General features: G+C 62.4%; 22 protein-coding genes. 7 read left to right on the forward strand and 15 right to left on the reverse strand.

Features of this window, described 5'->3' with window-relative positions; all coding sequences use genetic code 11:
- Nucleotides 1-120: 120 nt before the first annotated feature.
- Nucleotides 121-684 carry a nitroreductase gene (locus VK804_RS13300; protein WP_325371282.1) on the forward strand — a complete coding sequence of 188 codons (564 nt, stop codon included), beginning with the start codon at nt 121-123 and terminating at the stop codon, nt 682-684.
- 346 nt (nt 685-1,030) lie between these two features.
- Nucleotides 1,031-1,261 (forward strand): hypothetical protein, encoded by a 231-nt coding sequence (locus VK804_RS13305; RefSeq protein WP_325371283.1) that lies wholly within the window; start codon nt 1,031-1,033, stop codon nt 1,259-1,261.
- 67 nt (nt 1,262-1,328) lie between these two features.
- On the opposite strand, the gene VK804_RS13310 is transcribed toward VK804_RS13305, so the two are convergent.
- The 7 genes from VK804_RS13310 to VK804_RS13340 all read right to left on the reverse strand — a co-directional run bounded on the left by VK804_RS13310 (nt 1,329) and on the right by VK804_RS13340 (nt 7,793).
- Nucleotides 1,329-1,736 carry a hypothetical protein gene (locus tag VK804_RS13310; RefSeq protein ID WP_325371284.1) on the reverse strand — a complete coding sequence of 136 codons (408 nt, stop codon included), beginning with the start codon at nt 1,734-1,736 and terminating at the stop codon, nt 1,329-1,331.
- A gap of 127 nt (nt 1,737-1,863) precedes the next feature.
- Entirely contained in the window at nt 1,864-2,898 is a 1,035-nt protein-coding gene (locus VK804_RS13315; RefSeq protein WP_325371285.1) for an adenylate/guanylate cyclase domain-containing protein, read from the reverse strand.
- Between the two features lie 58 nt (nt 2,899-2,956).
- Complete coding sequence (locus tag VK804_RS13320; protein ID WP_325371286.1) at nt 2,957-3,679, reverse strand: substrate-binding domain-containing protein; 723 nt, start codon at nt 3,677-3,679, stop codon at nt 2,957-2,959.
- A gap of 43 nt (nt 3,680-3,722) precedes the next feature.
- Nucleotides 3,723-4,163, reverse strand: a complete 441-nt coding sequence (locus VK804_RS13325; RefSeq protein WP_325371287.1) for a nuclear transport factor 2 family protein — start codon at nt 4,161-4,163, stop codon at nt 3,723-3,725.
- Nucleotides 4,164-4,519: 356 nt separating this feature from the next.
- Nucleotides 4,520-5,707 carry an FAD-dependent monooxygenase gene (locus VK804_RS13330; RefSeq protein ID WP_325371288.1) on the reverse strand — a complete coding sequence of 396 codons (1,188 nt, stop codon included), beginning with the start codon at nt 5,705-5,707 and terminating at the stop codon, nt 4,520-4,522.
- Between the two features lie 62 nt (nt 5,708-5,769).
- Complete coding sequence (locus tag VK804_RS13335) at nt 5,770-6,096, reverse strand: cytochrome c (protein WP_325371289.1); 327 nt, start codon at nt 6,094-6,096, stop codon at nt 5,770-5,772.
- Nucleotides 6,097-6,119: 23 nt separating this feature from the next.
- Nucleotides 6,120-7,793, reverse strand: coding sequence for a PQQ-dependent dehydrogenase, methanol/ethanol family (locus tag VK804_RS13340; protein ID WP_325371290.1), 1,674 nt, complete (start codon nt 7,791-7,793; stop codon nt 6,120-6,122).
- Nucleotides 7,794-8,361: 568 nt separating this feature from the next.
- Between VK804_RS13340 and VK804_RS13345 the strand changes: the two genes are divergently transcribed.
- A complete protein-coding gene (locus VK804_RS13345) occupies nt 8,362-8,697 on the forward strand; it encodes a hypothetical protein (protein WP_325371291.1) in 336 nt (111 codons plus the stop codon).
- A gap of 201 nt (nt 8,698-8,898) precedes the next feature.
- On the opposite strand, the gene VK804_RS13350 is transcribed toward VK804_RS13345, so the two are convergent.
- Nucleotides 8,899-9,063: an ABC transporter substrate binding protein gene (locus tag VK804_RS13350; protein WP_325371292.1), complete on the reverse strand. Its 165-nt coding sequence runs from the start codon at nt 9,061-9,063 to the stop codon at nt 8,899-8,901.
- A gap of 123 nt (nt 9,064-9,186) precedes the next feature.
- Nucleotides 9,187-10,239 (reverse strand): Ldh family oxidoreductase, encoded by a 1,053-nt coding sequence (locus VK804_RS13355; protein WP_325371293.1) that lies wholly within the window; start codon nt 10,237-10,239, stop codon nt 9,187-9,189.
- 290 nt (nt 10,240-10,529) lie between these two features.
- On the opposite strand from VK804_RS13355, the gene VK804_RS13360 reads away from it, so the two are divergent.
- On the forward strand, nt 10,530-10,943 hold the full coding sequence (locus VK804_RS13360; protein WP_325371294.1) for a nuclear transport factor 2 family protein: 414 nt from the start codon (nt 10,530-10,532) through the stop codon (nt 10,941-10,943).
- Between the two features lie 35 nt (nt 10,944-10,978).
- Here VK804_RS13360 and VK804_RS13365 read toward each other — a convergent pair whose 3' ends face one another.
- The 3 genes from VK804_RS13365 to VK804_RS13375 all read right to left on the reverse strand — a co-directional run bounded on the left by VK804_RS13365 (nt 10,979) and on the right by VK804_RS13375 (nt 15,013).
- Nucleotides 10,979-11,956, reverse strand: coding sequence for an ABC transporter substrate-binding protein (locus VK804_RS13365; protein WP_325371295.1), 978 nt, complete (start codon nt 11,954-11,956; stop codon nt 10,979-10,981).
- A gap of 148 nt (nt 11,957-12,104) precedes the next feature.
- Nucleotides 12,105-13,076, reverse strand: a complete 972-nt coding sequence (locus tag VK804_RS13370) for a tripartite tricarboxylate transporter substrate binding protein (protein ID WP_325371296.1) — start codon at nt 13,074-13,076, stop codon at nt 12,105-12,107.
- Between the two features lie 896 nt (nt 13,077-13,972).
- Nucleotides 13,973-15,013 carry a hypothetical protein gene (locus VK804_RS13375; protein WP_325371297.1) on the reverse strand — a complete coding sequence of 347 codons (1,041 nt, stop codon included), beginning with the start codon at nt 15,011-15,013 and terminating at the stop codon, nt 13,973-13,975.
- 218 nt (nt 15,014-15,231) lie between these two features.
- Between VK804_RS13375 and VK804_RS13380 the strand changes: the two genes are divergently transcribed.
- Nucleotides 15,232-16,251 carry a patatin-like phospholipase family protein gene (locus VK804_RS13380; protein ID WP_325371298.1) on the forward strand — a complete coding sequence of 340 codons (1,020 nt, stop codon included), beginning with the start codon at nt 15,232-15,234 and terminating at the stop codon, nt 16,249-16,251.
- 29 nt (nt 16,252-16,280) lie between these two features.
- Here VK804_RS13380 and VK804_RS13385 read toward each other — a convergent pair whose 3' ends face one another.
- Both VK804_RS13385 and VK804_RS13390 read right to left on the reverse strand, forming a co-directional pair.
- Nucleotides 16,281-16,709 carry a CBS domain-containing protein gene (locus VK804_RS13385; protein WP_325371299.1) on the reverse strand — a complete coding sequence of 143 codons (429 nt, stop codon included), beginning with the start codon at nt 16,707-16,709 and terminating at the stop codon, nt 16,281-16,283.
- 211 nt (nt 16,710-16,920) lie between these two features.
- Nucleotides 16,921-17,679, reverse strand: a complete 759-nt coding sequence (locus VK804_RS13390; protein WP_325371300.1) for a rhomboid family intramembrane serine protease — start codon at nt 17,677-17,679, stop codon at nt 16,921-16,923.
- Nucleotides 17,680-17,891: 212 nt separating this feature from the next.
- Between VK804_RS13390 and VK804_RS13395 the strand changes: the two genes are divergently transcribed.
- Nucleotides 17,892-18,767, forward strand: coding sequence for a hypothetical protein (locus VK804_RS13395; protein ID WP_325371301.1), 876 nt, complete (start codon nt 17,892-17,894; stop codon nt 18,765-18,767).
- Nucleotides 18,768-18,848: 81 nt separating this feature from the next.
- Here VK804_RS13395 and VK804_RS13400 read toward each other — a convergent pair whose 3' ends face one another.
- On the reverse strand, nt 18,849-20,402 hold the full coding sequence (locus VK804_RS13400) for a Do family serine endopeptidase (RefSeq protein ID WP_325371302.1): 1,554 nt from the start codon (nt 20,400-20,402) through the stop codon (nt 18,849-18,851).
- Between the two features lie 333 nt (nt 20,403-20,735).
- On the opposite strand from VK804_RS13400, the gene VK804_RS13405 reads away from it, so the two are divergent.
- Entirely contained in the window at nt 20,736-23,360 is a 2,625-nt protein-coding gene (locus VK804_RS13405) for an MMPL family transporter (RefSeq protein ID WP_325371303.1), read from the forward strand.
- Nucleotides 23,361-23,520 lie beyond the last annotated feature (160 nt).

Below are 23,520 nucleotides of genomic sequence, written 5' to 3' on the forward strand. Positions count from 1 at the left end.
GCCGGATGTCTTGCGGGCGCGGGCGGCAGCCTGATCGTCGATAATCGATCTAAACTGCCTTCCGCGCGTGCACTTTGCGTCCTATCTCTTGTCGCAGTATCCCGACGCAAGGAAGCTCTCGTGCCTGACGCCATCGAACTGTTGAAAGCCCGCCGCTCGGTGAAGCCGCGCGAGATGACCGGTCCTGGTCCCTCGCCGGCTGAGCTCGAGACCATCCTCACGATCGGCTCGCGGGTGCCGGATCACGGCAAGCTGACGCCGTGGCGTTTCATCGTGTTCGAGGGCGATGCGCGCTCACGCGCCGGCGAGGTGATCGCCAACGTGTTCGCACGGAAAAATCCGGGCGCCACGCCGGCGGAGATCGATATCGAGAAGCGGCGGCTCACCGATGCGCCGCTGGTGATCGGCATCGTCAGCTTCACCAAGCCGCATCCCAAGGTGCCGCCGTGGGAGCAGGAATTGTCGGCCGGCGCCAGCGCCATGAACATCGTCACCGCGGCGACCGCGCTCGGTTATGGCGCGTGCTGGCTGACGGGCTGGTTCGCGTTCGACCGCGACGTGCTGGACGGCCTGGGGTTGAAAGCCGACGAAAAACTCGCCGGTTTCATTCACATCGGCACGCCGTCGAAGCCGAGCGAGGACCGTCCGCGGCCGCAGCTCGGCGATATCGTGACGCGGTTCTAGCAGCAAGGATTGTTGCTGCCGGTCCGACGGTCGAACGCGGGTTGTGGGCGATGCGCAATGACAAGAATATTCTGGCATCCTGCCGCTGCGGAAAAGTAGCGCTTGAGGTTGCCTGCGCTCCAATTTTGCGGGGAATTTGTTATTGTTCAAGTTGCCAGGCAGCAGGTCGTCGTCATCAGGAAACGCCCGGCGCCGATTCCGTCTTGGCCGAAGATGGCGGTACGGACTACGTGCTGTACCGCAAGGATCGGGTGCGCTGCGTCCAGGGAGCGAAGCTTTTTGAGGAGCGACGGCTGAAACCAGCTTCGCCACAAGACGGATGTACGCGCGCTGTTGTGGCACGGCTATGTTCCTCGACTTTACCAAGGGGCACTGGCTCACGATCTATCGCGGCCGCCTTCCCGCCGATATACCGCCGGCGACCATGCGTATGATGACTGCCGAACGGCCGGAGGGCGTGATTTTGCCTGACGACATCACCAACTATCCGGGCCACTCCGGCAAATTCATATTGAAGTTGCTCGGTGCATGGATCGCGATGGGTTTCAAACGGCCGGCCGTTGATGGCGTACCGTAAGGTGAACGCTGCAGAAATGCTCGCAAAGCTGGCTGAGACGTTTGGTGCCCGAGTTACGGGGCCGGCCTTACTCGGCCGGCACAGTGGATCGCTGGCTCGTCTGTTCAACCGGTTCGCGGCGGAAAACCAGCCAGCCAAAGAGCAACATATCGGCAAGAACCAGCAGCGAGGATACCGCGGCTATAGGATCGCCAATTTCATGGCCTGAGTGCACCAGACCTACGCCGATCGTCATGATGATCGTACCTGCAATCCAAATCCAGACCTGCAAAGTAGCCAAACGGTTGCGGTCGATGGTTGGGTGCAAGTGATAATAGATGCCAAAGAGGAACAAGGACACCCAACCCAGGAGATTGAGATGGGCATGGGCCGGCATCGTGGAATGATCCTCGCTGATCCCCATCACGATACCCCAAAGCATGCCTGCGATAACCAGCAGCACGGCGGCGCGGAAGCATAAAACGGAAGCTTTCAATTCGATCCTCCCCCAAAAGGTTTGAAAGGTCACAACCATACGCAGCTACGCGCTCGCCGGGCAAGCCGTGACTTCAAGACCACCCGCCGGCAAGACGGTTCGGATCCACCCCGATGATCGGACATCGTCAGGCGGGCCCACACGCACCCGTCCTGAGCTTGAAAATCCGGATTGGCGCCGAGATGCCTTTGACGCTCTCCTGTCCAATCTCATCGAAGCGGCTTCGGTCCGCGAGTGCATCGGCGATGACGCGGGAAATGACGCAGGCAGCATTGTGGGCCCGCGCCGCTTCCTCCATGCGAGCCGCGATGTTGATGGTATCTCCGTAGATGCCGATCGAACGCCTGGTGTCGCCCTGTTCACTGACGATGACGTCACCGCCGTGGATACCGATGCGGAAATCCGGCGCGACGCCGAACAATTGACGATAGGTGTCGCGCTCGCCCGCAACACGGGCCAGCATCGCATCCACGGCGTGCAGGATTGCGTCGTCCTCGATGGCCGCCGTCCAGTCCCACATCGCGATCAACCCATCGCCCTTGTAGAGATAGATCTCGCCACCACGGTCGATGATCGGCTGCGTCACCTCGGAGAGAAATTTGCGGACCAGCAGGCGCATCTGGAGCGCGCCAAGTTTCTCGCCAAGTTCTGTCGAGCCGTTGATATCGAGGAAAAGCAGGACTTTTCGTTCTCCCACCGGGCGATGATATGTGCCGACCATCAGATGAAACAGCGTACCAAGTCCGATAAAGTGAACCACCCGCATCATCAAGATACCGACCATCGAAAAAATGGTGAAGATGGTCAGTCCGTATGGCAGGCGCCGGTAAGCGGTCGGCAGGTCGTCGAGACGCCCCAGAACGAGATGGGCAACATGGAGGGAAACAAAATAAAGCACGATGACTACGGCGACATAAACCGGGATCGAACGCAGCGGGTGCATCGCGCGCAGCCAGTCGCCGCGCCGGCTCTGGACATAGAATTCCTCGAAGAGCCCGACGCCCAATCCGATCAGGGCGGCATTGGTCACGCCTATTTCGACGGGACGTCCGACCGCGGCCGTCGTCAGCGCGCCAAGACATGTAAAGATCGCCATCGCCACCAGCGCCGACGTCAGCTTGCGGCGCGTGGTCGGCGTGACCGGGAAGAGGTTTTGGGACATCGCAAGACGACCGCTTGGGACCGATCAATCCGCGGGAGACTACCATGCTTTCGGAAAATCACCCGCCATCGCCATGTCCGGCCGTGAGCGGCTCCATGCCGCTTTTCCGGATGGCCTCGGCGGCGCGCGGGGACGTCAGGAATTCGATCAGCCGTCTGGAAGCCTCGATCTCGCTCGAGCCGGCCACGATGGCGGCTGAAAAGGTCTGAATAAACTGGATCTCGGGTGCGATGTTGCCCGCGAAGTCGACACCCGCGGCATGCATGATTTCGCTCGTCGGCAAGACCGCAAGATCGGCGTCTCCCGCGGCGACCATCGCGGCCGCGCCGGTGCCGCGGGGCGTAACTGCGACGTTGATCCTTTCCGCGATGCCGAGCCGCGGGAAAAGCTCGGTCGTAAGCCAGATACCGCTGGTGCTTCCCGGGACCGCGACCGTTTTGGTCTTGAGCAGGATCTGTTTGAAGTCCTCGACGGTGCTCACGTCGGGCTTCGGAGCCCCGGTGCGCACCGCCACGCCGACGCCTACGCGCGCAAGATCGACGTCCGTTCCGGCGAGGATTCGGTTCGCCGCGATCAGCTCGCCGAGGCCCTCCCTCGACAGGATCACCACGTCGGAGGGCACGCCGCGGGCAAGCTGCGCGGCAATCGTCTGCGGCCCCGTTCCCTGCGACGCACCCGATCCGGTCGCAACCTTGATGCCGCTCGTCCGCTCGAACCGCGGCACCAATTCCTCATAGGCGCCGCTGAATCCGCCTGAGATCAGAACGTTCACCTGTGCCACGAACTATTCCCGATCCGCGTTGTTGCGCGTATTGTCCGGTTTGTCATTTGAACATCTGGCTGACATCCAGCGCCTCGTCGGCCGGCCCACTATTGAACGCAGTTTCCCAAACGGCGATCTGGCCGCCGCGCATGGTCCAGACCTCTACGCCAAATCCCTTCATGCGCCGTCCTGTCGCGGAGTCTTCCCACTCTCCGTCCCAGATGTTCGTCATCTTGTCGTGCATGAGCGTGCGAAACTGTTTCTTCAGGCGATATCCTTTCTGCCTGGCGCTGCGCGCCATGAAGAAGGCGCGAAGCGCCTCGCGTCCCCTGAATTCGGGAACGATGCCGAACCGCACGACACAGTCGTCGGTGAATCCGTCAACCAGCGCATCGACGTTCCACGGCATGAACAGCGACTCGACGTAGGCGACGAAGGATCGGCACTCCTCGATGGTGCCGGGATTGCGATCCCCCTCTTTCGCCATGGATATTGTCGTCACATCATCCTCCCAAAGCCCGCCGCCTCGTTAGCCACGCCCAGGTCCGAGACCGGAGAATGTATCGGCGAAACTGGTCATCCGGAAGGGCTGGAGGGACGTTGATCGCTTCAGGGGCGGCCTTTTGAATAGGCGCAGCCATTCACGCCGCGCGGCAACATTATTCCGGAGGTCGACGGGCAGCTACGATGGCAAGTGTCATCCATCGCACAATCGAGGAAGAGCCAAACGAAGTAGGACCCCAATACAAGAAAAACGACCCATAGTGTTGCCTTGGTCATTCGATCCATTTGAACAGCCACAGGGTTGCAGGAGCACCAGTGTCGGCACCCCCGAGGTTAACGGCCGCCGAATCCCGGCTACGACAAAGGCGCTGTCAGCGCATCATACTCGTACAACCAGTCGTATCGTTGCTTCACCAGCTCCGGCTGGAACTCACGCTCCACATACGCCGCCGCTCCTTCCGGAGTTCCCAACGCCGGATTGTGGAATCGCTTCGTATTGTCCCATGACCCCCGCACGATAGCCGCCGTCCGCTCCAATCGAGCGACCTCGTAACTTTTCAACGCCGCCGCAACATCGGCCCCGTCCAGACAGCGAGCGATCACGACGGCGTCTTCCAGCGCCATGTTTGCCCCCTGCGCGAGAAACGGCAGTGTCGGATGGGCCGCATCGCCCATCACGCAGACCCGTCCCTGAGCGTAATGGTCCAGCGGCTCCCGTCCCAGAAGTGCCCATTTATAAGGCGTATCGATGTTGCGAATGATCGTCTTCACATCGTCATGCCAGTTCGCAAGATCACGCAGACACTCCTCATGCGTCCCCGGTTCGGTCCATGACTCCACTTGCCAGTCATCGCGCTCGATCACGCCAACGAAGTTCAGGATTTCGCCGCGCCGGAGCGGATAAGTAACGACATGCCCACCCACGCCAATCCAGTTCGCACCGACCAGCCGACGCTGATGCAGCGGCAAGCGCTGCATCGGCACCAGCCCGCGCCAGGCCACGAGGCCGGTAAACCGGGCCGACCCCTGCCCGAAAATCTGCTGCCGCACCTTCGAGTGCACCCCATCCGCGCCGATCAGCACATCGCCCGTCGCATGCTCGCCATTGGCCAGATGCAGCACAACGCGATCATCCGACTGCTCGAACCCGACACACCCATTCCCCAGCTGAATTGCATCCGGCGCAGCCGCCTGCACCGCATCCAGCAAGACCCGATGAAAATCCCCCCGATGGACCATCCAGTAAGGCGCGCCGAAACGTTCGACCGAGGTCTCCCCCAGATCGAACGTCTGCCAACTCTGCCCGCTGCTTCCCAGCCGCATTTCCTTGCCGGTCGCGGCGCAAACGACTTGCTTCATGGCCGCTTCCAGCCCCAGCGCAATCAGCAACCGCGTTCCGTTCGCACCGAGTTGCACCCCGGCCCCGACCTCCCGCAACTCGGAGGCCTGCTCGAACAGCCGCACCTGATGGCCCCGCTGCATCAAAGCCAAAGCCGCCGTCAACCCGCCAAGCCCCGCGCCCGCAATCAGCACATTCGCCATCTGACCGGCTCTCGCATTGCCACAGGATTGCTCCTTCTCGCACGGAGCCTTGCCTGTTCAGTTTATTTTTTCTCGCCCGTGGTGACATAGGCCCACAGGGCCTCGATGTCGTCGCCCTTGAGCAGGTCGCCCCACGCCGGCATCTGGTTCTTGCCGTTGGTCACCGAGCGCACGAAGCGGTCGTGCTCGCCAGGCGGAAACTTGCGCAGGTCGAAGGCGCTCTCCGGGTCCTGCATCCGCGGCCCATGACAGGGCGAACAGTTGCGGGCGAAGATTTCGGCGCCGGCTGCGATCTGCTGCGGCGGAAAGTTCTGGTCTTGCGCGGCGGCCGTCACGCCCCACAGCGCAATGGCCGCCGCGAGACTGATGCCTGTCGTCAGTCCTGTCATGCCTGAACCTTCAGCCCGCGTCATCACTCCGGCATCAGGGCGAAGGTCCACACCGAGCCGCCGGGCGGCACGCTCTTGAGCGCCTCGCGCGCCTGGTTCCAGTACACGCCGCCGATGCCCGACAGCACGGTGACGTATTGCCGGCCCTTGTAGGTGTAGGTGATCGGCTGCGCATTGATGCCGGAGCCGGTCTGGAACTGCCAGAGCGTCTTGCCGTCGGAGGCGTCGATCGCAACGAATTCGCCGGTTTCCTTGCCGGTGAACAGCAATCCGCCGCCGGTCGCCACGATCGCCGACCATTGCGGATGGTCCCACAGCGGCGCGCGCCACACCTGTTTGGCGGTCAAGGGCTCGATCGCGTCGACATGGCCGACCGGCTCGCCGTCGGGCTGCTTGGCCGGCAGATTTTCCACGAACTGGAAACGCTGTCCCTGCACGTAAGGTCCGGTGGCGAGATGCTTGAACAACCGCGCCGAATGCATGGTGTTGGCATAGAGCAGGCCGGTTTCGGGGTTGAACGCGGCATGCGGCCAGTTCTTGGCGCCGCGCTGCGTCGGCCACAGCTCGACCTGCTCGCCGGCGCGCAGTTTTTTGGCGATGTCGGTCTCGATCGGACGTCCGGTTTCCATGTCGACGCCGCTCGCCCAGTTCACCCGCTCGAACGGTTTTGCGGAAATCAATTGGCCGCTGGCCCGGTCGATCACGTAAAGGAAGCCGTTGCGGTTGAGCTGCATCAGCACCTTGCGCCTGACGCCGTCGACGTTCAGCTCGCCGAGGATCATTTCCCAGTTGCCGTCGTAGTCGTATTGGTCGTTGGGCGTGAACTGGTAGTACCAGACGACCTCGCCGGTCTTCGGCCGCATCGCCAGCACCGAGGCGGTGAAGAGGTTGTCGCCGGGCCGCGTTTGCGAGGCCCAGGGCGCCGGATTGCCGGTGCCCCAATAGGTCAGGTCAAGGTCGGGATCGTAGGAGCCGGTGATCCAGCTCGAGCCGCCGCCGGTCTTCCAGGCATCGGTGTCCTGCGGCCAGGTCTCGTTGCCGGGTTCGCCGCGCGCCGGAATCGTATAGCGGCGCCACAAATGTTTGCCGGTTTCCGGATCCCAACCGTCGATGAAACCGCGAATGCCGAACTCCGCGCCGGAGATGCCGGTGATCAGCACGTTGTCGGCGATCAGCGGCGCGACCGTCATGGAATAGCCCTCCTTCCACTCCGCCGCCTTCTGGTTCCAGATCTCGTTGCCGGTCTTCATGTCGAGCGCGATGACATGGGCATCGAGCGTGGTGCGGTAGAGCTTGCCGCCCAGGATCGCGGCGCCCTTGTTGGAGACGCCGCAGCACACGATGCGCGGCGTCTCCGGCAGCCAGTCGACCGGCGTTTTCCAGATCTGCTTGCCGGTGCCGACGTCGATCGCCACCGTCGCCCTGGCGTTGGTGACATACATCACCCCGTCGAGCACCAGCGGCTGCGCCTGCTCGCCCCATGGATTGTCGAGGCTGAGGTTCCAGATCGGCACCAGGCGTTTGACCGTCGCCTTGTCGATCTGCTTGAGCGGGCTATAGCGGTTGAGGCTATAGCCCATGCCATAGGTCAGCACGTTGTCGGGGTTCTTGCCGTCGTTCCTGAGATCGTCGAGCGTCTGCGCCGATGCCGCGCAGCCAAGCATAACCAGCACGGCCGCAGCCGCTACCGCCTTCATGAGCATCCTCCCGTGACGACGGGTCGCGCGGCCTTCGACCGCCGCCACGTCCTTGCGCGGGAGGTTAGCGCAGCGCCAACGCCTGTCGAGCCCGATGTCAGCTTGGCTTTTTCGCGCAGCCATGCGCCAGACGCAGGGTATGGGCGAGTCATCCTTGATAGGCGCTCGATGTCGGCGATGTCGATCTTTTCATTCCATGCATGCATGAAGCATCGACGCCCGCCTTGGGGGCAAAACGGAAGTCGGGCGACGCAAGCGTGACTTCCGATCTACTCCTGCAAGCAGGCATCAAGCGGACATCGCGGGAGATCCGGGAAATGCCAAACCGGGACGTAAGTCGAGCGAGAGGCACGCGGCGCAAGTGCTTGCCTGGACCAGCCGCTGATTTGTGTCTTCTCAGCAACAGGCTGGATGTTCCTTAGGCGCAGCCAGATCTTGGACTTCACACTGGCGACCAGCCGCGGATATGCTCATGGTCCCCGGGCGGAGTATTTCAATTTCCTGAACAATTTTGAGTCCGGTGGGCCGCTAGGCATATTTTTAGCGTCCGTTGGTGAGGGGCTGCGTGATGGATTGGAAGCTGGAGCTCGACGCGCTGATTGAGAGCACGATGGCATTTGCAAATCAGGTCAAACGCAAACCTGTCCCGGACTTGTCCATTGCCTTGCAGACAGCTGAACAAGCGTTGGCCGAAACTCCAAAACCGGTCGCACCTCGCACCAACATCACGCCAATCGTCTTACCGACGTCAGAGCGCGACGAAATCAGGCAACGCGTAAGCACGTTCAGAGCCCATCAGGAAAAAATGGCGCGCGAGCGCGAACATCACTACTTGCAAGTCAAAGCCAGAATGATGCCGCCGCCGGCGCTCCTGGATGATCGAAAGAAAAACCCGTCGGCATGAACCGGCGGGAGCCGACGAGAGTCCTGGGGCCGACCATCACCGAGGGCTGTTCCGCCGGAACCATGTCCGAGCTGGTCAAAAGTCGAGATACTCGCTGCGAGCAGTCTTCCGCGTTGCTTTCGATAGCGGACATGTAGCGGCTGCGGCGGCATTTCCGGTTCGTGCCACTTCCGGACTCACGCAGTGCAGCAAATGGCATCGTTATTCGATCACCTCGTCGGCGCGGGCGAGGAAGGATTTTTGGATGGTCAGCCCGAGCGCCTTGGCGGTTTTTAGATTGACGACGAGATCGAACTTGGTCGGCTGTTCGACCGGGAGGTCTTTCGGCTCAACGCCGCCGAGGACCTTGACAATCAGACGCGTCAATTGGTGCCGGTAGCCGGTGAAATCGGCGTTGCGGGTTATCTTTGCGTAGCCCTGGGCGGTACGATCTCCCCCGCGCTTTGCTCAACCTGATTTCCAATGGCTTCTACGCCGCCAATACCGGACTTAGAACGGCAGCTTGTCCTGAAGCCCGGTTTCGCGCGCCAACTTGAGGAGATCAGCCATCGTATCTTCCGGAAGCTTTATACCCAGCTTGGTATTCGTCTCGTGGTTGCGTGCTTCCAACTCGCCCGGATAAACGACTTCATCGAAACCATGCGCGAGGGGTACGGATTTTAGTTCTGAAATCATCTGCTCCATTCGTGCATTGAAGTCGATCAGGGGCTGCATGGCCTCGATATTTATCGCGATCATGAATTGCCCTGCGCCGCTGCGATATTTGCTTTGATAGGGTCCACGAACTCGCGAGCCGAACGCGCTGCCTGTGGCAACCCCCGAAAGCATATCCATCATCACAGCGATGGCGTACCCTTTGTGTTGGGCCATCGGAAGGATAATTCCGTCAATCGCTTCGATCGGGTCAGTCGTCGGAAAGCCTTGCGCATTGATCGCCCACCCTTCGGGGATAGCTTGCCCCTTCTGTTTCGCCAGATAAACCTTCCCCCGCGCCACGCCCGTGTTGGCTATATCGAGAGCCATCGGCGAATACTTACCCGCCGGTGCCGCCCAAGACCACGGATTGGTCCCGACGGTCTTGACTCGGCCACCCCAGGGAGCCATTGCGGGACTTGCGTTCGTGGACAAAAACGCAATGCATCCTTCCGGCGGAGCCATTAGGGTGAAGTACATTGCCGTTCCGAAATGATTGGAATTGCGCAAACCGACGGCGCCGATGCCGTGAAGTTTGGCTCGTCGAATTGCCTCTTTCATTGATAGGGCCGTCAGTACCTGGCCCATCGCGTCGCCTCCGTCGATGACAGCAAGCGCCCCAAAGTCGGAGACAAATTCCGGTCGCGCCACTGCGCCGCAAACGCCGGATTTGATGCGAGCGACGTACCAGGAAAGACGCATCACGCCGTGCGACTGGTGTCCCCAAAGATCAGCCTGCACCAACGTATCTGCCGCAAGCCAGGCATCCGCCTCGGGCATGCCGATTGACGCATAGACCGCCGTCGCGAAATCTCTCAGAGAATTGGCCTGAAGCCGATCTGTATCCATCGAAACATCACCTGGATGCGTTTAAGGGCCCGGTGTTATTCAAGGCCACAGCTATTAATGGACAAAATACCTTTTTAGCGGAAGCCGGCAAATTGTCTGTGTTGGGTCAACAACGGACCTGCCGTCCTCGAATTCCGACTTCCGTTGTACCCCCAAGGACCGGACACCTCGAAGCGCGGCAAGCCATCGCCCCCATCCATGAAAAAACTGAAACGATGATTTTCGATTATTTCTGTTTCGCCGGTTGAGCCGGCAACCATATCTTCCCGCGACGGACAAGGAGTGCTCCCATGAACCAGCATGCCGGCAAGAATGGCGTCCCGCCGTCGGTGGGCGCAGATGCGAGTGGTATCGAGACGCTGCTCAACCGCAATCTTCCGGAAGTATTCGGTGAAGGTGATCCGGCGCGCCGAAGGCGCGCAATCGGGGAACTCTATACCGAGGACTGTGTGCTGTACGTGCCGCCCGGCGCCTTCGTCGGCCACGACGCACTGGACAAGTTCGCCGGCGATCTCCGAGCAACCCATCCCCATTATGTTTACACGCCTCATGGCCCGCCGCAGGTTCTGCACAATTCGGGACGCCTGGCCTGGGGCTCGGGGCCGAAAGGCGAAACACCCGCCTACACCGGTGTCGATTTCATCATCGCGCGGGACGGCAAGATCGCAGCGCTCTATGTTTACCTCGACCTGCCACCCGCATGATGCGCGAAAGGTGCCAACGACCGACGTCGCTGGCCCTATTCGATCACCTCGTCGGCTGCGACGACCAGCGACTGTGGAACGGTAAGGCCAAGTGTCTTGGCGGTCTTGAGATTGATGATCAATTCGTACCTGGTCGGTGCCTGTACCGGAAGCTCGCCCGGCTTTTCACCGCGCAAGATGCGATCGACGTAGGACGCCGCGCGCTTGAACAGGCTGGGCAGGTCCGGACCATAAGAGATCAAGCCGTCATTGAAGCGATGCGGGTAAACTGCCGGCAAGCCGCATTTTGCAGTGAGCGCGATGATCTGCGCCTGATTGGCCTCGTTAAACGTGTCGGGCATCATCATCAGCCCTCCGCCGGGTTCGCGCGCGAAGTCGGCGACGGCGGCATCGATCTCTGCGGAGCTATGAACGGGGGCGGCGACAAGCTGCACCGGAATTGTAGGAGCCAGCGCATCCAACGCGCGCAAAAACCCGGTAGGGACGGTTGCCAGGTTATAAATATAGACGACCCGCCGCACCGCCGGCGCTATCTTCGTCAGCAGCTCGATCCACTTGCCGACCATCGAAAATTCCAGATTTTGAAAGCCGGTCACATTGCCTCCGGGGTGCGGAAAACTCTGCACAAAGCCGCTGCCCACGGGATCGACGACCCACCCGAACACGATCGGAATGCTGCGCGTCTCCCTCAGCAGCGCGGCAACCACAGGCGTGGAGCGAGCGACAATGACCTCACACTGCTGGCCGACCAGAGCTTTCGCGAAGGCCTGGATGCGATTGGGCTCACCGCCAGGCCAGGAATATTCGATTTGGAGGTTACGGCCCTCGACCCACCCCAACTCCTGAAGACCCTGCTTGAGGCCGCTCATTTCGGATTGACCCTCAAGGTCATCGGGATCAAGCGCCATCAACACGCCGATCCGCCGCATCCGTTCCGGCTGCTGCGCCTCCGCCGCGAGCGGCCACGCGATTGCCGCACCGCCGAGAAGCGTGATGAACATGCGCCGTTGCATGCAGGTCCCCCGAGAAGACGCCTTCGCAATCGCCGAGCCTAGCATTTTCCGTCCGGGCTGCGAGCGAGAAATGCCAAACCATCCCCCGGCGAGCCGGTCGAAGCTCAAACTTTCAAGAGCGCGCGGAGGCACGACAACCAACGAGCCATCAGTCCAGCGTGATTTTTGCATCCTTGATCACCGCGCCCCATTTTTCTATTTCGGACTGGAGCAATGCGGCAAGTTCTTCCGACGTCGAGCTGGAAACCACCATGCCGACCTGTTCGAGTTTTGCCTTGACGACGGGATCGCCGAGTGCCGTTACCGTGTCGATGTGAATTTTATCGACAATCGCTGACGGCGTTTTGGCTGGAACGAATAACGCATACCATCCCGCCACGTCGAAGCCGGGAACGCCAGTCTCCGCGACGGTCGGCAGCTCCGGCGCTGCCGGACTCCGCTGCGCGGTGGTCACGGCAAGTCCGCGGACCTGGCCGCCCCTGACCTGCTCGAGCATTGCGGTGCCGCCAATCTGGAGGTCGACCCGCCCGGCCATCGTATCGGCGAGCGCGGGCGCGTCGCCCCGATAGGGAACGTGTGTCATCTCGACGCCGGACATGCGTTTGAACAGTTCACCCGCCAGGTGCGGCGTGGTGCCGACGCCAGGGGATGAAAACGTAACCTTGCCCTTGTTCTCCCTCGCGAATGCGATGAATTCCGCGACCGATTTCGCCGGCGACGAGTTCGGCACCAACATCAGCAAGGGAAACGTGCACACGAGCGTGACCGGCGCAAGATCGGCGATAGCGTAGTGCAGCGAGCGATAGAGATTGCGGCTCGACGCAAGGGCGGAGCTGCCCATCAATATCGTGTAGCCGTCGGGGTCGGCTTTTGCCGCCGCCTCGGCTCCGAAGTTGGTACCGGCACCCGGTTTGTTCTCGACTACCACCTGCTGGCCCCAAATCCTCGACAGGCGCTCGGCGACAACGCGGGTCACCACGTCGGTAGATCCTCCGGGTGCATAGGGGACGACGACGTGCACAGGGCGGCTAGGCCAAGCCTGGGCAGACACCGGGCGGATGACAGCTGGTGCAAGCACAGATGTCGCGGCAAGCGCGACGAGCCGGCGGCGGTTGATCATGGTTGCTGTCCCCAAGCTATGGCGCATTTCCGTTGATCAAAAACGGCTTGGGCCCGGCGACGACCGCGCAGCAGAGTAGCGTGATGAACCCGCGTCGTCGCAAATGACCCAGCCGAGAACATGCCTTGCGCAATAGCCAAGACTAGCACTTTGCAGTGGGGTTTCGGAAGGTCCGCTCGAGCCCCGACAACGGACATCGACCGTTACCGGATCAATGTCCGTTTGACGTGAGGCGGAAGCGATACCCCGTCGGGCAAATCACTTCCGAAGTGGCCGTGCCATCGCGAACCGGAGCTGTCAAGCCCCGTTTGCAAAAATATTCTGCTTTACCGAATATTCGGATTATCCTATATTGCTCCCGTCCCGCCCCACCAAAGGGGCGTTGCGCAACGTCATCGACGCGGGGCGGGATGCGGTGGACGCTGAGGGTGCTTCAAGACGAGGGCACTCGAGGCGGACGGAGAAGCCGTGTGGGCCTGGCACCCCGACGCTGGTGTCAAGTTCGCGTCAAGGAGCGCGGGCGACGGTGGCTAAAAAGCCCGGTACGCCGGGGCGAGCACGGAGTAGCCGTTAAAACCATTGCGTGGGGAATGCCGGGTGATTCCGGTGTGACCTGTGGTGACTACACTCGTATGTTCAATTCAATTTTACATACGAGGCTGCGGGTGCATCGAGCGCCCGGCATTCCCTGCGCCCTTTGATTGGAGGGCGGGAAGTAAACGAATACCTCGCGCAAAAAAACATGCGGCGAGAATGCGAAGGTGTGTCTCACCGTCATTGCGAGCGCAGCGAAGCAATCCACTCTTGCTTACTGCCTTGCCGCGCCATGGATTGCTTCGCTGCGCTCGCAATGACGGTGTTGGGCTGTTTGAAATTCGAAATCCTTGCGCCCGCGCTCAGTGCGCGACCACCTCGACCTCGCCGTCGACGCCATTGACGACGTTGAACGGGCGCTCGTAGACCTTGCCCTCGTTCTTGGCGATGGCGCGGTATTCACCTTCGGACAGGATGACGCGCGGGAAGGCGCCGATCGATTCCTTGATGATGTCGCCGCCGGGCGTCAGCACCGACCAGGCGGTGTTGGCGAGCGCCTCGCCGCCCTTGTCGCTGACCAGCTTCAGCGTGATCACGGCGGCGCGATGGGTGATGATGACGTCGGTCAGCTTGCCGGCCTGCACGCGGATATCCGAGCGCACCACGGAATTGGCGTCGCCGTAGCTGGAAACGATGTAGTAGGTGCCCTCCGGCAGCAGCACGACGTCGCCGGCGGCAACGCTCGGCACCAGCGAGGCGCGCTCGCTGACCTCGAACTGGCTGCCCTTGTAGATCGCAAACGATATCTGGTTCTGCGGGATCTTGCTGGTGCCGACGCGCCCTTCGATGCGCAGGCCACCGGCCGGAAGCAGGAAGGCTTCGCGGTCGGTCTCGGACTTCAGGGTCACGGCGCGGACCGCGCTGACCAGCCCGAAGGCGACATGGACCACATAGCCACCCGGCGGCAATACGATGTTGGGCGTGGCGCCATGATCCTCGCGGATCAGCTTGAAGGTGCCGGTCTCGTCCGGCCGGTCCGCAAACACCCGCCACACCAGGCCGCTGTTGATGACCGGAAGGTCCTTGCCGTAACGCGCCGTCAGCGCCAGCACCGCCTGACCGGGAACAGCGGCGCTCGGCGGGGCGACCACCGGCGGTACCGCGGCGATCGCCGGTTGCGTCAGCGGTGCCGGCAGGCTCGGAATCGATGCCGGCCCGGACGGCGGCGCCAGATTCATCGCCGGCCCGGATGGCGGTTCGGGGACGGAAGCCGGCGGCACCGGCGGCGGCCGGTCGCTGAACATCTGGGCAGAGGCTGGAGCAGCGAAGGCTGCGGTCAAAAGAAGCGCAAGCGCCGGCAGCAAACGCCCGCCCCGCCCGATGCCATGACCCCCTGCAATCATGGCCCATGCTTTTCACCGAAAACGCGGCAAATTCAAGCCTGCACAGTCGGAAAGGCGCCGGGGAACCGGCGGCAGGCCGGCGTGTTATCGTCCAAGCCGCGATCCCGTCACAATCCCTGCCTGGCCCGGCCTCCGGAGTGCGGCATAAACCATGCCTGTGCTTCATTCTGGCGGGCCGAACCGGCAGCGACTAGTTTCTCGCTGCCAGGAGAGTTCAGGTGTTGGATATTTTGATCGGACGCAGCCCGAACGGCGCCGACGACCGCGACAAGGTGGGGCTGGGCAGCATCCGGCGGCCGGTGATAGGGCTTGCGCTCGGCGGCGGCGCGGCGCGGGGATTTGCCCATATCGGCATCGTCCGCACCCTGCTGGCCCATGGCATCGTCCCCAATGTCGTGGTCGGCACCTCCATCGGCGCGGTGGTCGGCGGCGCCTATGCGGCAGGCCAGCTCGATACGCTCGAGGCATGGGCGCGCAGCCTGCAGCCGCGCAACATTCTCGGTTATCTCGATATTCGCCTCAACGGCTCTGGCCTGATCGGCGGCGACAGACTGGCTTCGCAACTGGAGGCGGCGATCGGGCCTGCCCTGATCGAGGAGCTGCCGCTGAAATTCGCAACGGTAGCGACCGAAGTGCGCACCGGCCATGAAATCTGGCTGACCCATGGCCGCATGGTCGACGCGATGCGCGCCTCCTATGCGCTGCCCGGGATATTTTCACCGGTGCTGGTGGGCGACCGCTGGCTGGTCGATGGCGCGCTGGTCAATCCGGTGCCGGTGTCGGCGGCGCGCGCACTCGGCGCGGAAATCGTGATTGCCGCCAACCTCTCCAGCGACGTCTTTACCCACGCCACGACGATCTACTCCCATGGCGCCGCGGCCGATGCGCCGGAGCCCGTGATCGCGCCGGCGCCGCCGAAACGCGGTTTTGGCAAATTGTTTTCGCCCGAGCGCACTATGAAGCGCGAATTCTTCGGCGGCGGCGGCCGGCCGGGCATCTCCAGCGTCATGGTCGATGCGTTCAACATCATGCAGGACCGCATCACCCGCGCGCGGCTGGCCGGCGATCCGCCTGACATGCTGATCTCGCCGCGCGTCGGCCAGATCGGCTGGTTCGATTTCCATCGCGCCGCCGACCTGATCGCGCATGGCGCGCGCGCCGCCGAGCGCGCCATCGATTCGATACAGGAGGCGATCCACATCCTGGCGCCGCCGTCCGCCAAGCCCGGCGGCGAATAGGCCGTTATAGTCCGCGCTTCGCGGCTGGCTCAGGCGGTCTTGATGTACTCGCGCAGCGCTTCCTGCTCCGTCTCGTATTCGTGCACCCGCCACTTGACGATGTCGCCGATCGAAATCAGGCCGACCACCCGGCCCTCCTCGACGACAGGCAGATGCCGGAATTTTCCGGTTGTCATCATCTCCATGATGGCGGCAACGGTGTCGTTCTGCCGGCAGCTGACGACCTTGCGCGTCATCACGGCGCTGACGGGCTCATCGAGCACGGAAGCGCCTCGCTCCGCCAGCACGCGCACGATGTCGCGCTCCGACAGGATGCCCTCGATGCGGCCCTTGCTCATCACCAGCACCGCGCCGATCTTCCGCTCGCCCAGAACCTTCACCGCGGCCGAGAGCTTTGCCTCCGGCTCGACGCTCTGGATCTGATGTCCCTTGGAATCGAGAATTGCTCGTACCGTCATTGTCGTCTCCCTGAAGCCGATCGCGCCCTTGAGCGAGCGCGTTTTTGTTCCGTTAGAGCCTTCAATCAACAGTTTGGCGCCGGTTTCGTTGCGGGCGCATCGGGCAGGCATTGTCGATCAAGCACGCCCAATTAAGCACGGTTGCGGGCTTATGCCTTGCCTCATAACGATGGCGATGATGGATGAAATCACGTTGAGCCGCAAGCGGCGATCAGCCGCTGTGCGATGCATCCTGCGACGACGCATCTGCAGCATCGACGGCGCCGCGCGGAACCGGATCGAACAGCGAAAACAGGATCAGGCCGGCGAGGAAGCCGCCGATATGCGCCTGCCAGGCGACGCTGGCGCCGTCGGTGCCGATCGCGATCGAACCGACGCCGAAGATGATGTTGACGCCGAACCAGATCGCGAGAAACGCCAGCACGCGCGGATTGCGCAAGGCGTGCCAGAGCGAAAGCGCCGGCACCCGTGCCGCGGCATCGGCGTCGCCGCGGCTGAACGAGAGGAAACTGCCCTTGACGAAGGCAAAGCGGATCGCCGCGGCCATGGTGCCGGACACCGACGCCGAGGCGCCGATCATCGGCGCCATCGAGTGCTCATTGGTGATGAGATGGGCGAGCGCGCCGGCGGCGGCCGTCACCGCCATGAACAGGAAGAACCTCAAGGCGCCGAAGCGGCGCGCCAGCGCGCTGCCGAACGGCAACAGCCACAGCACGTTGAATCCGATATGGCTGAGATTGGCGTGCAGCAGCGAATAGGTGACAAACGTCCAGACCTTGGCGCCGGCGCCGCCGGGAAAATCGATCGCCAGCAACGTCGCATCGTAGCGCTTCGGAATGAATCCGAAGACGTCGATGGTCCAGTTCTCCCATTCCAGCGGCAACAGCACCCGCAGGTGAATCACCGCCAGCAGCAGGATATAAGCGGTCAGCGCGCCCGGCAGCGTCAGGATCGGTTCGCGCGGGGTCACCGGCGGGGGATCCGGCGGAATGTCCGGCGGCGGTTCTGTCGGGGATTCCAAGGGCTTTGGGACCTGAAGCAAGCGGCTGACGCCAGCGATTGCGCCCAATTAGGCGGCTTGGCGAGGCTACGCAAGCGCGTAATGCGGCCCGACTGGCAACTTTGCCAGATCGGCTGATGTCAGATATCAAAATGTCGGCGGAGATTTCAGGGAGCGCATCCATGGGCAAATTCATCGTCGAGCCGCATTTCCGCCTGCAGGAATGGGTCACCGAGGAAAAGGGATATTTCCGCGCCGAAGGTCTCGACTACGAGTTTCGCGAGCTGATCCGCTCGACCGATGGAAAGCATCACGACAAGGCAAACCAGGGCGCCTTCCAAAGCATAGAGAAAGGGCGCGAAGCCAATGTGAGCTGCGCCTGCCACTGGACGGTCAACGTGGCGGCCTCGAACGGTCACGCCAAGCTTTTCGCGGATGTCTATTCGGTCGCGCCTTCCGGGATTTTCGTCCCCGCGGACTCGCCGGTGCGGACCCCGGCCGATTTGGCGGGCGTCCCGATTTCAGTCGGATTCCAGTCCGGCAGCCACTATTCGACGATCCAGGCGCTGGAACAGTACCTTCCAACCGGTCAAATCAACCTCACCTTCGAAGACGGTATGCTGTTCCACCGCATGGAGCTCTTGGTCGAGCGGAAGAGCGCCGCGGCGGCGCTGTTCAGCGGCCCCTATTACCTCGCCGAACAACTCGGATTCCGCAAGGTGATCGACACCACCTTCATGATCGCCGCCATGATAAAGGGCACGCCGGATCCGGAAGATGTCAGACGATATTTTCGCGCCCTGAGATCGGCGCAGCGCGACATCGATCTGCGGCCGGAGCTCTACACACACTATTACAAGAACGAATTCCCCGAGCGCTTCCATGCGTTGATGGATACCAGGGGCTGGGGTCCCGGAGAGCGGATCGTTTTCGAGCCCTATTCAAGAGAAGTGTACGAGCAGTCCTTTGACTGGATCGCAAAGCACGAGATTTTTGCCGAAGGCCGCATGGGATCGGGAGATTACGACCAGGCCACGATTTCATTCGCCGCGGGGTAAAGGCCCTCGCCTGCGGCACTTGCACAGACGTCATCCAAAACAAGGCCGGGCGCTTGGCCCGGCCTTGTTGTCGGTGCTGGATCAGCCCTTGGCGAGCGGCACCGCGACGAACCTGGTCGCATCTGCCGTCTTCACCTGCATCAGGACGCTGTGCTTGCCGCTCGTGCTAGCTTCCTTCAGCGCCGAGCGGACGTCGCCGACATTGGCAACCGCCTTGCCGCCGACATTGAGGATGACGTCCCCGGTCTTGAAGCCGTGATCGGCGGCCGGGCCGTCCGGATCGACCGCGGTCACGACGACGCCCTTCTGGCCGGCGCCATCGACTTCGCCCGCGGGCGCGAGGCTGAGGCCCAGATGCGGGGTGCCGGCGGTTTCATTCGACCCCTGCTCGCTCGCATTGGCCTGGTGGTCATTCGGCATCTCGCCAAGCGTCAATGTCATCGTCTTGGATTCACCCTTGTGCAGGACATCGAGCTTCACCTGAGTTCCCGGCGCTATCGTGCTGATGGTGCGGGCCAAATCGCGTGAATCCTTGACGGTGTTGCCGTTGACCGAGGTGATGACGTCACCCGCCTCGATGCCCGCCTTCGCAGCCGGGCTGCCGTCCTGCGGATTGTCGACCATCGCGCCCCTGGCCTGCTTCAGGCCGAGGCTGTCGGCGATGTCGGCCGTGACCGGCTGCACCTGCACGCCGAGCCAGCCGCGCGTGATGTAGCCCTTGTCCTTGAGCTGGGCGACGACGAGTTTTGCCGTGCCTGCCGGGATGTCGAAGCCAATGCCGACCGATCCGCCCGACGGCGAATAGATCGCGGTGTTCACGCCGATCACGTTGCCGTTCATGTCGAACGCCGGACCGCCGGAATTGCCCTTGTTGATGGGCGCGTCGATCTGGATGTAGTCGTCATACGGTCCCGCGCCGATATCGCGGCCGCGCGCGGAAACGATGCCGGCGGTCACCGTGCCGCCGAGACCGAAGGGATTGCCGACGGCGACGACCCAATCGCCGATCCGCGGCTGCGCATCGGCAAACTTCACATAGGAGAAGTCGCTCTTGCCGTCGACCTTGATCAACGCCAGATCGGTCTTCGGATCGGTGCCGACCACCTTGGCGGTGTAGATCGTGCCGTCATCAGCGGTGACCTGCACGGACTTGGCGTGGTCGACCACGTGATTGTTGGTCACCGCATAGCCATCCGGCGAGATGAAGAAGCCCGAGCCTTCGCCTGTGATCACCTGGTGACCCTGCGGCATCATGTTTTGGCCACGGAAGTCCTGGGGGCCCCGGAAACCGAATTGCCTGGAGAAGAACTGGTCGAACGGCGAGCCGGATTGATCCGAATTGTCGTTGCGCTCACGCTGAACGAACGAGCTGTTGCCGTTGTCCTCGTCGATCTTGACGCGGACCGAGATCACGGCCGGCTTCACCTTGGCGACGAGATCGGCAAAGCCCGCGGGCGCCTGCGCGGCTTCCGCGGCATGCACGGGCGTGCTCCACGCCGTCAGCGGCAGGTTGCCGCCGGCCCCGAAGGCGAGAACCGCCATGCTGAGGCCGGCCACGGATGCAAGCAGCGCCAGCCGCCGCGGCCTGAGGATCTTGCGTGGCGCGACAGGTGGGGTGTTTGATTGATCATTCATAATGGCGTCTCCGGTGTTTGAATGGGGAGAAAATCCCTCGCACAAACATGGAGGCCGCACATTACGAGCTCATGTTCACCGGATTAATGTTTTGCAAGGACGATGCGGCGCGGAGTCGCAACGCCGCAGCTCTCGAAGCCGCCGCCGATCAACGAACGGGACGACGGGCGCCGCGGCAACTCGCCACGGAAACATTCATCCCATGCGCGTAACAAATCCGTGAGCAACGACATCCGTCAACTCTGCGATTTCTATATTCGAGTTGGTGAATCGAACGACTTTGCCGGCCAGGACATCGGTGCGGCGGTTCCATTTTTTCGAGCGTCGCCTGCCATGATCAATTCAGCCATTGTCCGGATCGTCAATATCTGCGCCCGCCACCGCTGGGCCATCGTCATCGTGGGTACGCTGTTGCTGCTTGCAGCGGTGGCCTTCGATGTCACGCGATTCAAGATCAATACGGATATCGAGGGATTGATTTCGCAGAACCTGCCCTGGCATCAGCGCCAGCTCGAACTCGACAAGGCGTTTCCGAAAAAAGGCATCCTGGTCGTCGTCAAGGCGCCGACGCCGGAAGGTGCCGAACAGGCAACCCACGCGCTGGCGCAGGCGCTGTCGAGGGATCACGACCTGTTTCCCGTGGTCGAGCAGCTCGACAGCGGCGAATTCTTCGACCGCAACGGATTGTTGTACGGCTCCGTAGCGGAGGTGAGGAAGAATGCGGAGGGCCTGGCCATGGCTCAGCCCTTCATCGCATCGCTTGCCGGCGACCCGAGCCTCCGCGGCGTCATGTCGGCGCTCACCACGGCGGCCGAGGCCGTGCAGGCGGGCCGGATAAAGCTCGAGCAGCTTGCCTGGACGCTGTCGCTGGCGGATCGAACCCTCGGTGACGTTTTGTCCGGCAAGCCCGCAACCTTCTCCTGGCAGGGGCTGGTGCAGGGCCAGCCGCCTGCGGACAAGCAGCTGCGGCATTTCATCGGCATTCAGCCGACACTCGATTTTGCGAAGCTTCAGCCGGGACGCAAGGCGGACGACGCAATTCGCCGAACGGCTGCCGATCTCGGCCTGCAAGGCAAGTTCGGCGCGACCGTCGAATTGACCGGTCAGGTGCCGATGAACGACGACCAGTTTTCGGTCATCCAGTACAGCGCAGTGCGCGATACCCTGACGGCGGTGTTCGGCGTCTTGATCATCCTGCTTCTGGCGCTGCGTTCCTGGAAGATTATTGCGGCAGTCTTCTTCAGCCTGGTGGTCGGGCTTGCGGTCACGGCGGCCCTTGGACTGGCGATGGTCGGTGCATTCAATCTGATCTCGGTTGCCTTCTTCGTGCTGTTCGTGGGACTCGGGGTCGACTTCGGCATCCAGCTCAGCGTGCGTTATCGCGCCGAGCGCCACGACCATCCGGATATGTTTGAAGCGCTGCGCTGGGCCGCCCGCAAGGCGGGTAATCAGCTGGCGCTGGCGGCCGTGGCAACGGCCGTGGGATTCTTCGCGTTTCTGCCGACCAGCTACCGCGGTCTTTCGGAGTTGGGCCTGATCGCCGGTTGCGGCATGCTGATCGCGTTCGTCTGCTCCATCACGCTGGTGCCGGCGGCACTGGCATGGCTCAAGCCGCCGGGCGAACCGGCGCCGGTAGGTTTTCGCTTTCTGGCGCCGCTCGACGATTTCCTGCAGCGCCATCGCATCGCGGTGATAGTGGCCGTGTTCACTGTCGTCCTTGCCGGAACGCCGCTGTTGTCGCATTTGAACTTCGACTTCAATCCGGTCGATCTGCAAAGTCCGAATTCTCCCTCGGTCGTGACCTATCGCCAATTGCAGAATGATCCGGCAACCAGCGGCAACGGTGCCGAAATCCTGGCGCCGTCATTGGAACGGGCCAACGCAGCCGCAAAGCGTCTGGCGGCGCTGCCGCAGGTCTCGCGCACCCTGACCCTCAGCAGCCTCATTCCAGCCGATCAGCGCGAGAAAATTGCAGCCTTGAGGGGCGCTTCGCAACGCCTTGGTCCGGCTCTCAACCCTCCGGCGCGGCAGCCCGCGCCAAGCGATCAGGACAATGTCGGTGCTATCCAGCACGCAGCCGATGTTCTCTCGGCCATCGCCGGCAACCAGAGCGGTCCTGCTGCCGATTCCGCACGGCACGTTTCGAGCTTGTTGAAACAGCTCGCCAGCGCCGATAGCGGGGTGCGGACCAGGGCCGATGCCGCGATCGTGCCGCCGCTGCTCCATGACCTGGATCTTCTGCGCAAAAATCTTGATCCTGAAGAAGTCACGGTCAGGACACTGCCGCAGGATCTGGTGCGCGAGTGGCTATTGCCGGACGGCAGGGCCCGTGTGCAGGCCTTGCCGAAGGGCGATCCGAACGACACCGGCGTGCTGCGCACATTCGCAACCGCCGTGCTTGCGGCCGAGCCAATGGCGGCCGGGGGCGCCGTCAGCCTTTATGAAGCCGCCAGGACCGTGACCACGGCCTTCATCGAAGCCGGCGCTCTCGCCATCGTCGCGATCGCCATCTTGCTCTTCATTGCGTTGCGACGCCTGACGGACGTGTTGCTGACGCTGATCCCGCTGCTGCTCGCAGGCGTCGTGACGCTGGAGATCTGCGCGCTGGACGGCCTCTCGCTCAACTTCGCCAACATCATCGCGCTTCCGCTGCTGCTCGGCGTCGGCGTCGCCTTCAAGATCTATTACATCATGGCGTGGCGTGCCGGAAAAACCCACCTGCTGCAATCGACGTTGACCCGGGCGGTGGTCTTCAGCGCCATGACGACCGCGGTCGCGTTCGGCAGCCTGTGGGCATCGAGCTATCCCGGCATGTCGAGCATGGGCAAGCTGATGGCCCTGGCGCTGGCCTGCACCATGGCCGCCGCGGTGCTGTTCCAGCCCTTGCTGATGGGGCAGCCACGGCAGGTGCAGGCCCATCCGGAGCCGGAGCAGGATTTGAGAGAGGCCGCGGAATGAAGGCCAACCAACAAGCGCGCAGGAAAAAGGGAGGGCTCTGAGAAAGCCCTCCCTCGATCGTGTCGGTCTTGCTGCGCGGGCCCCGGGTGACATCCCCACCCCTCCCCGCGCGATGACCAAACTGTCTGAGCGCAACCCTGTGTAACGACCCCGCCGCAAC

Source organism: Bradyrhizobium sp. (genome assembly GCF_035484855.1).
GTDB lineage: Bacteria > Pseudomonadota > Alphaproteobacteria > Rhizobiales > Xanthobacteraceae > Bradyrhizobium.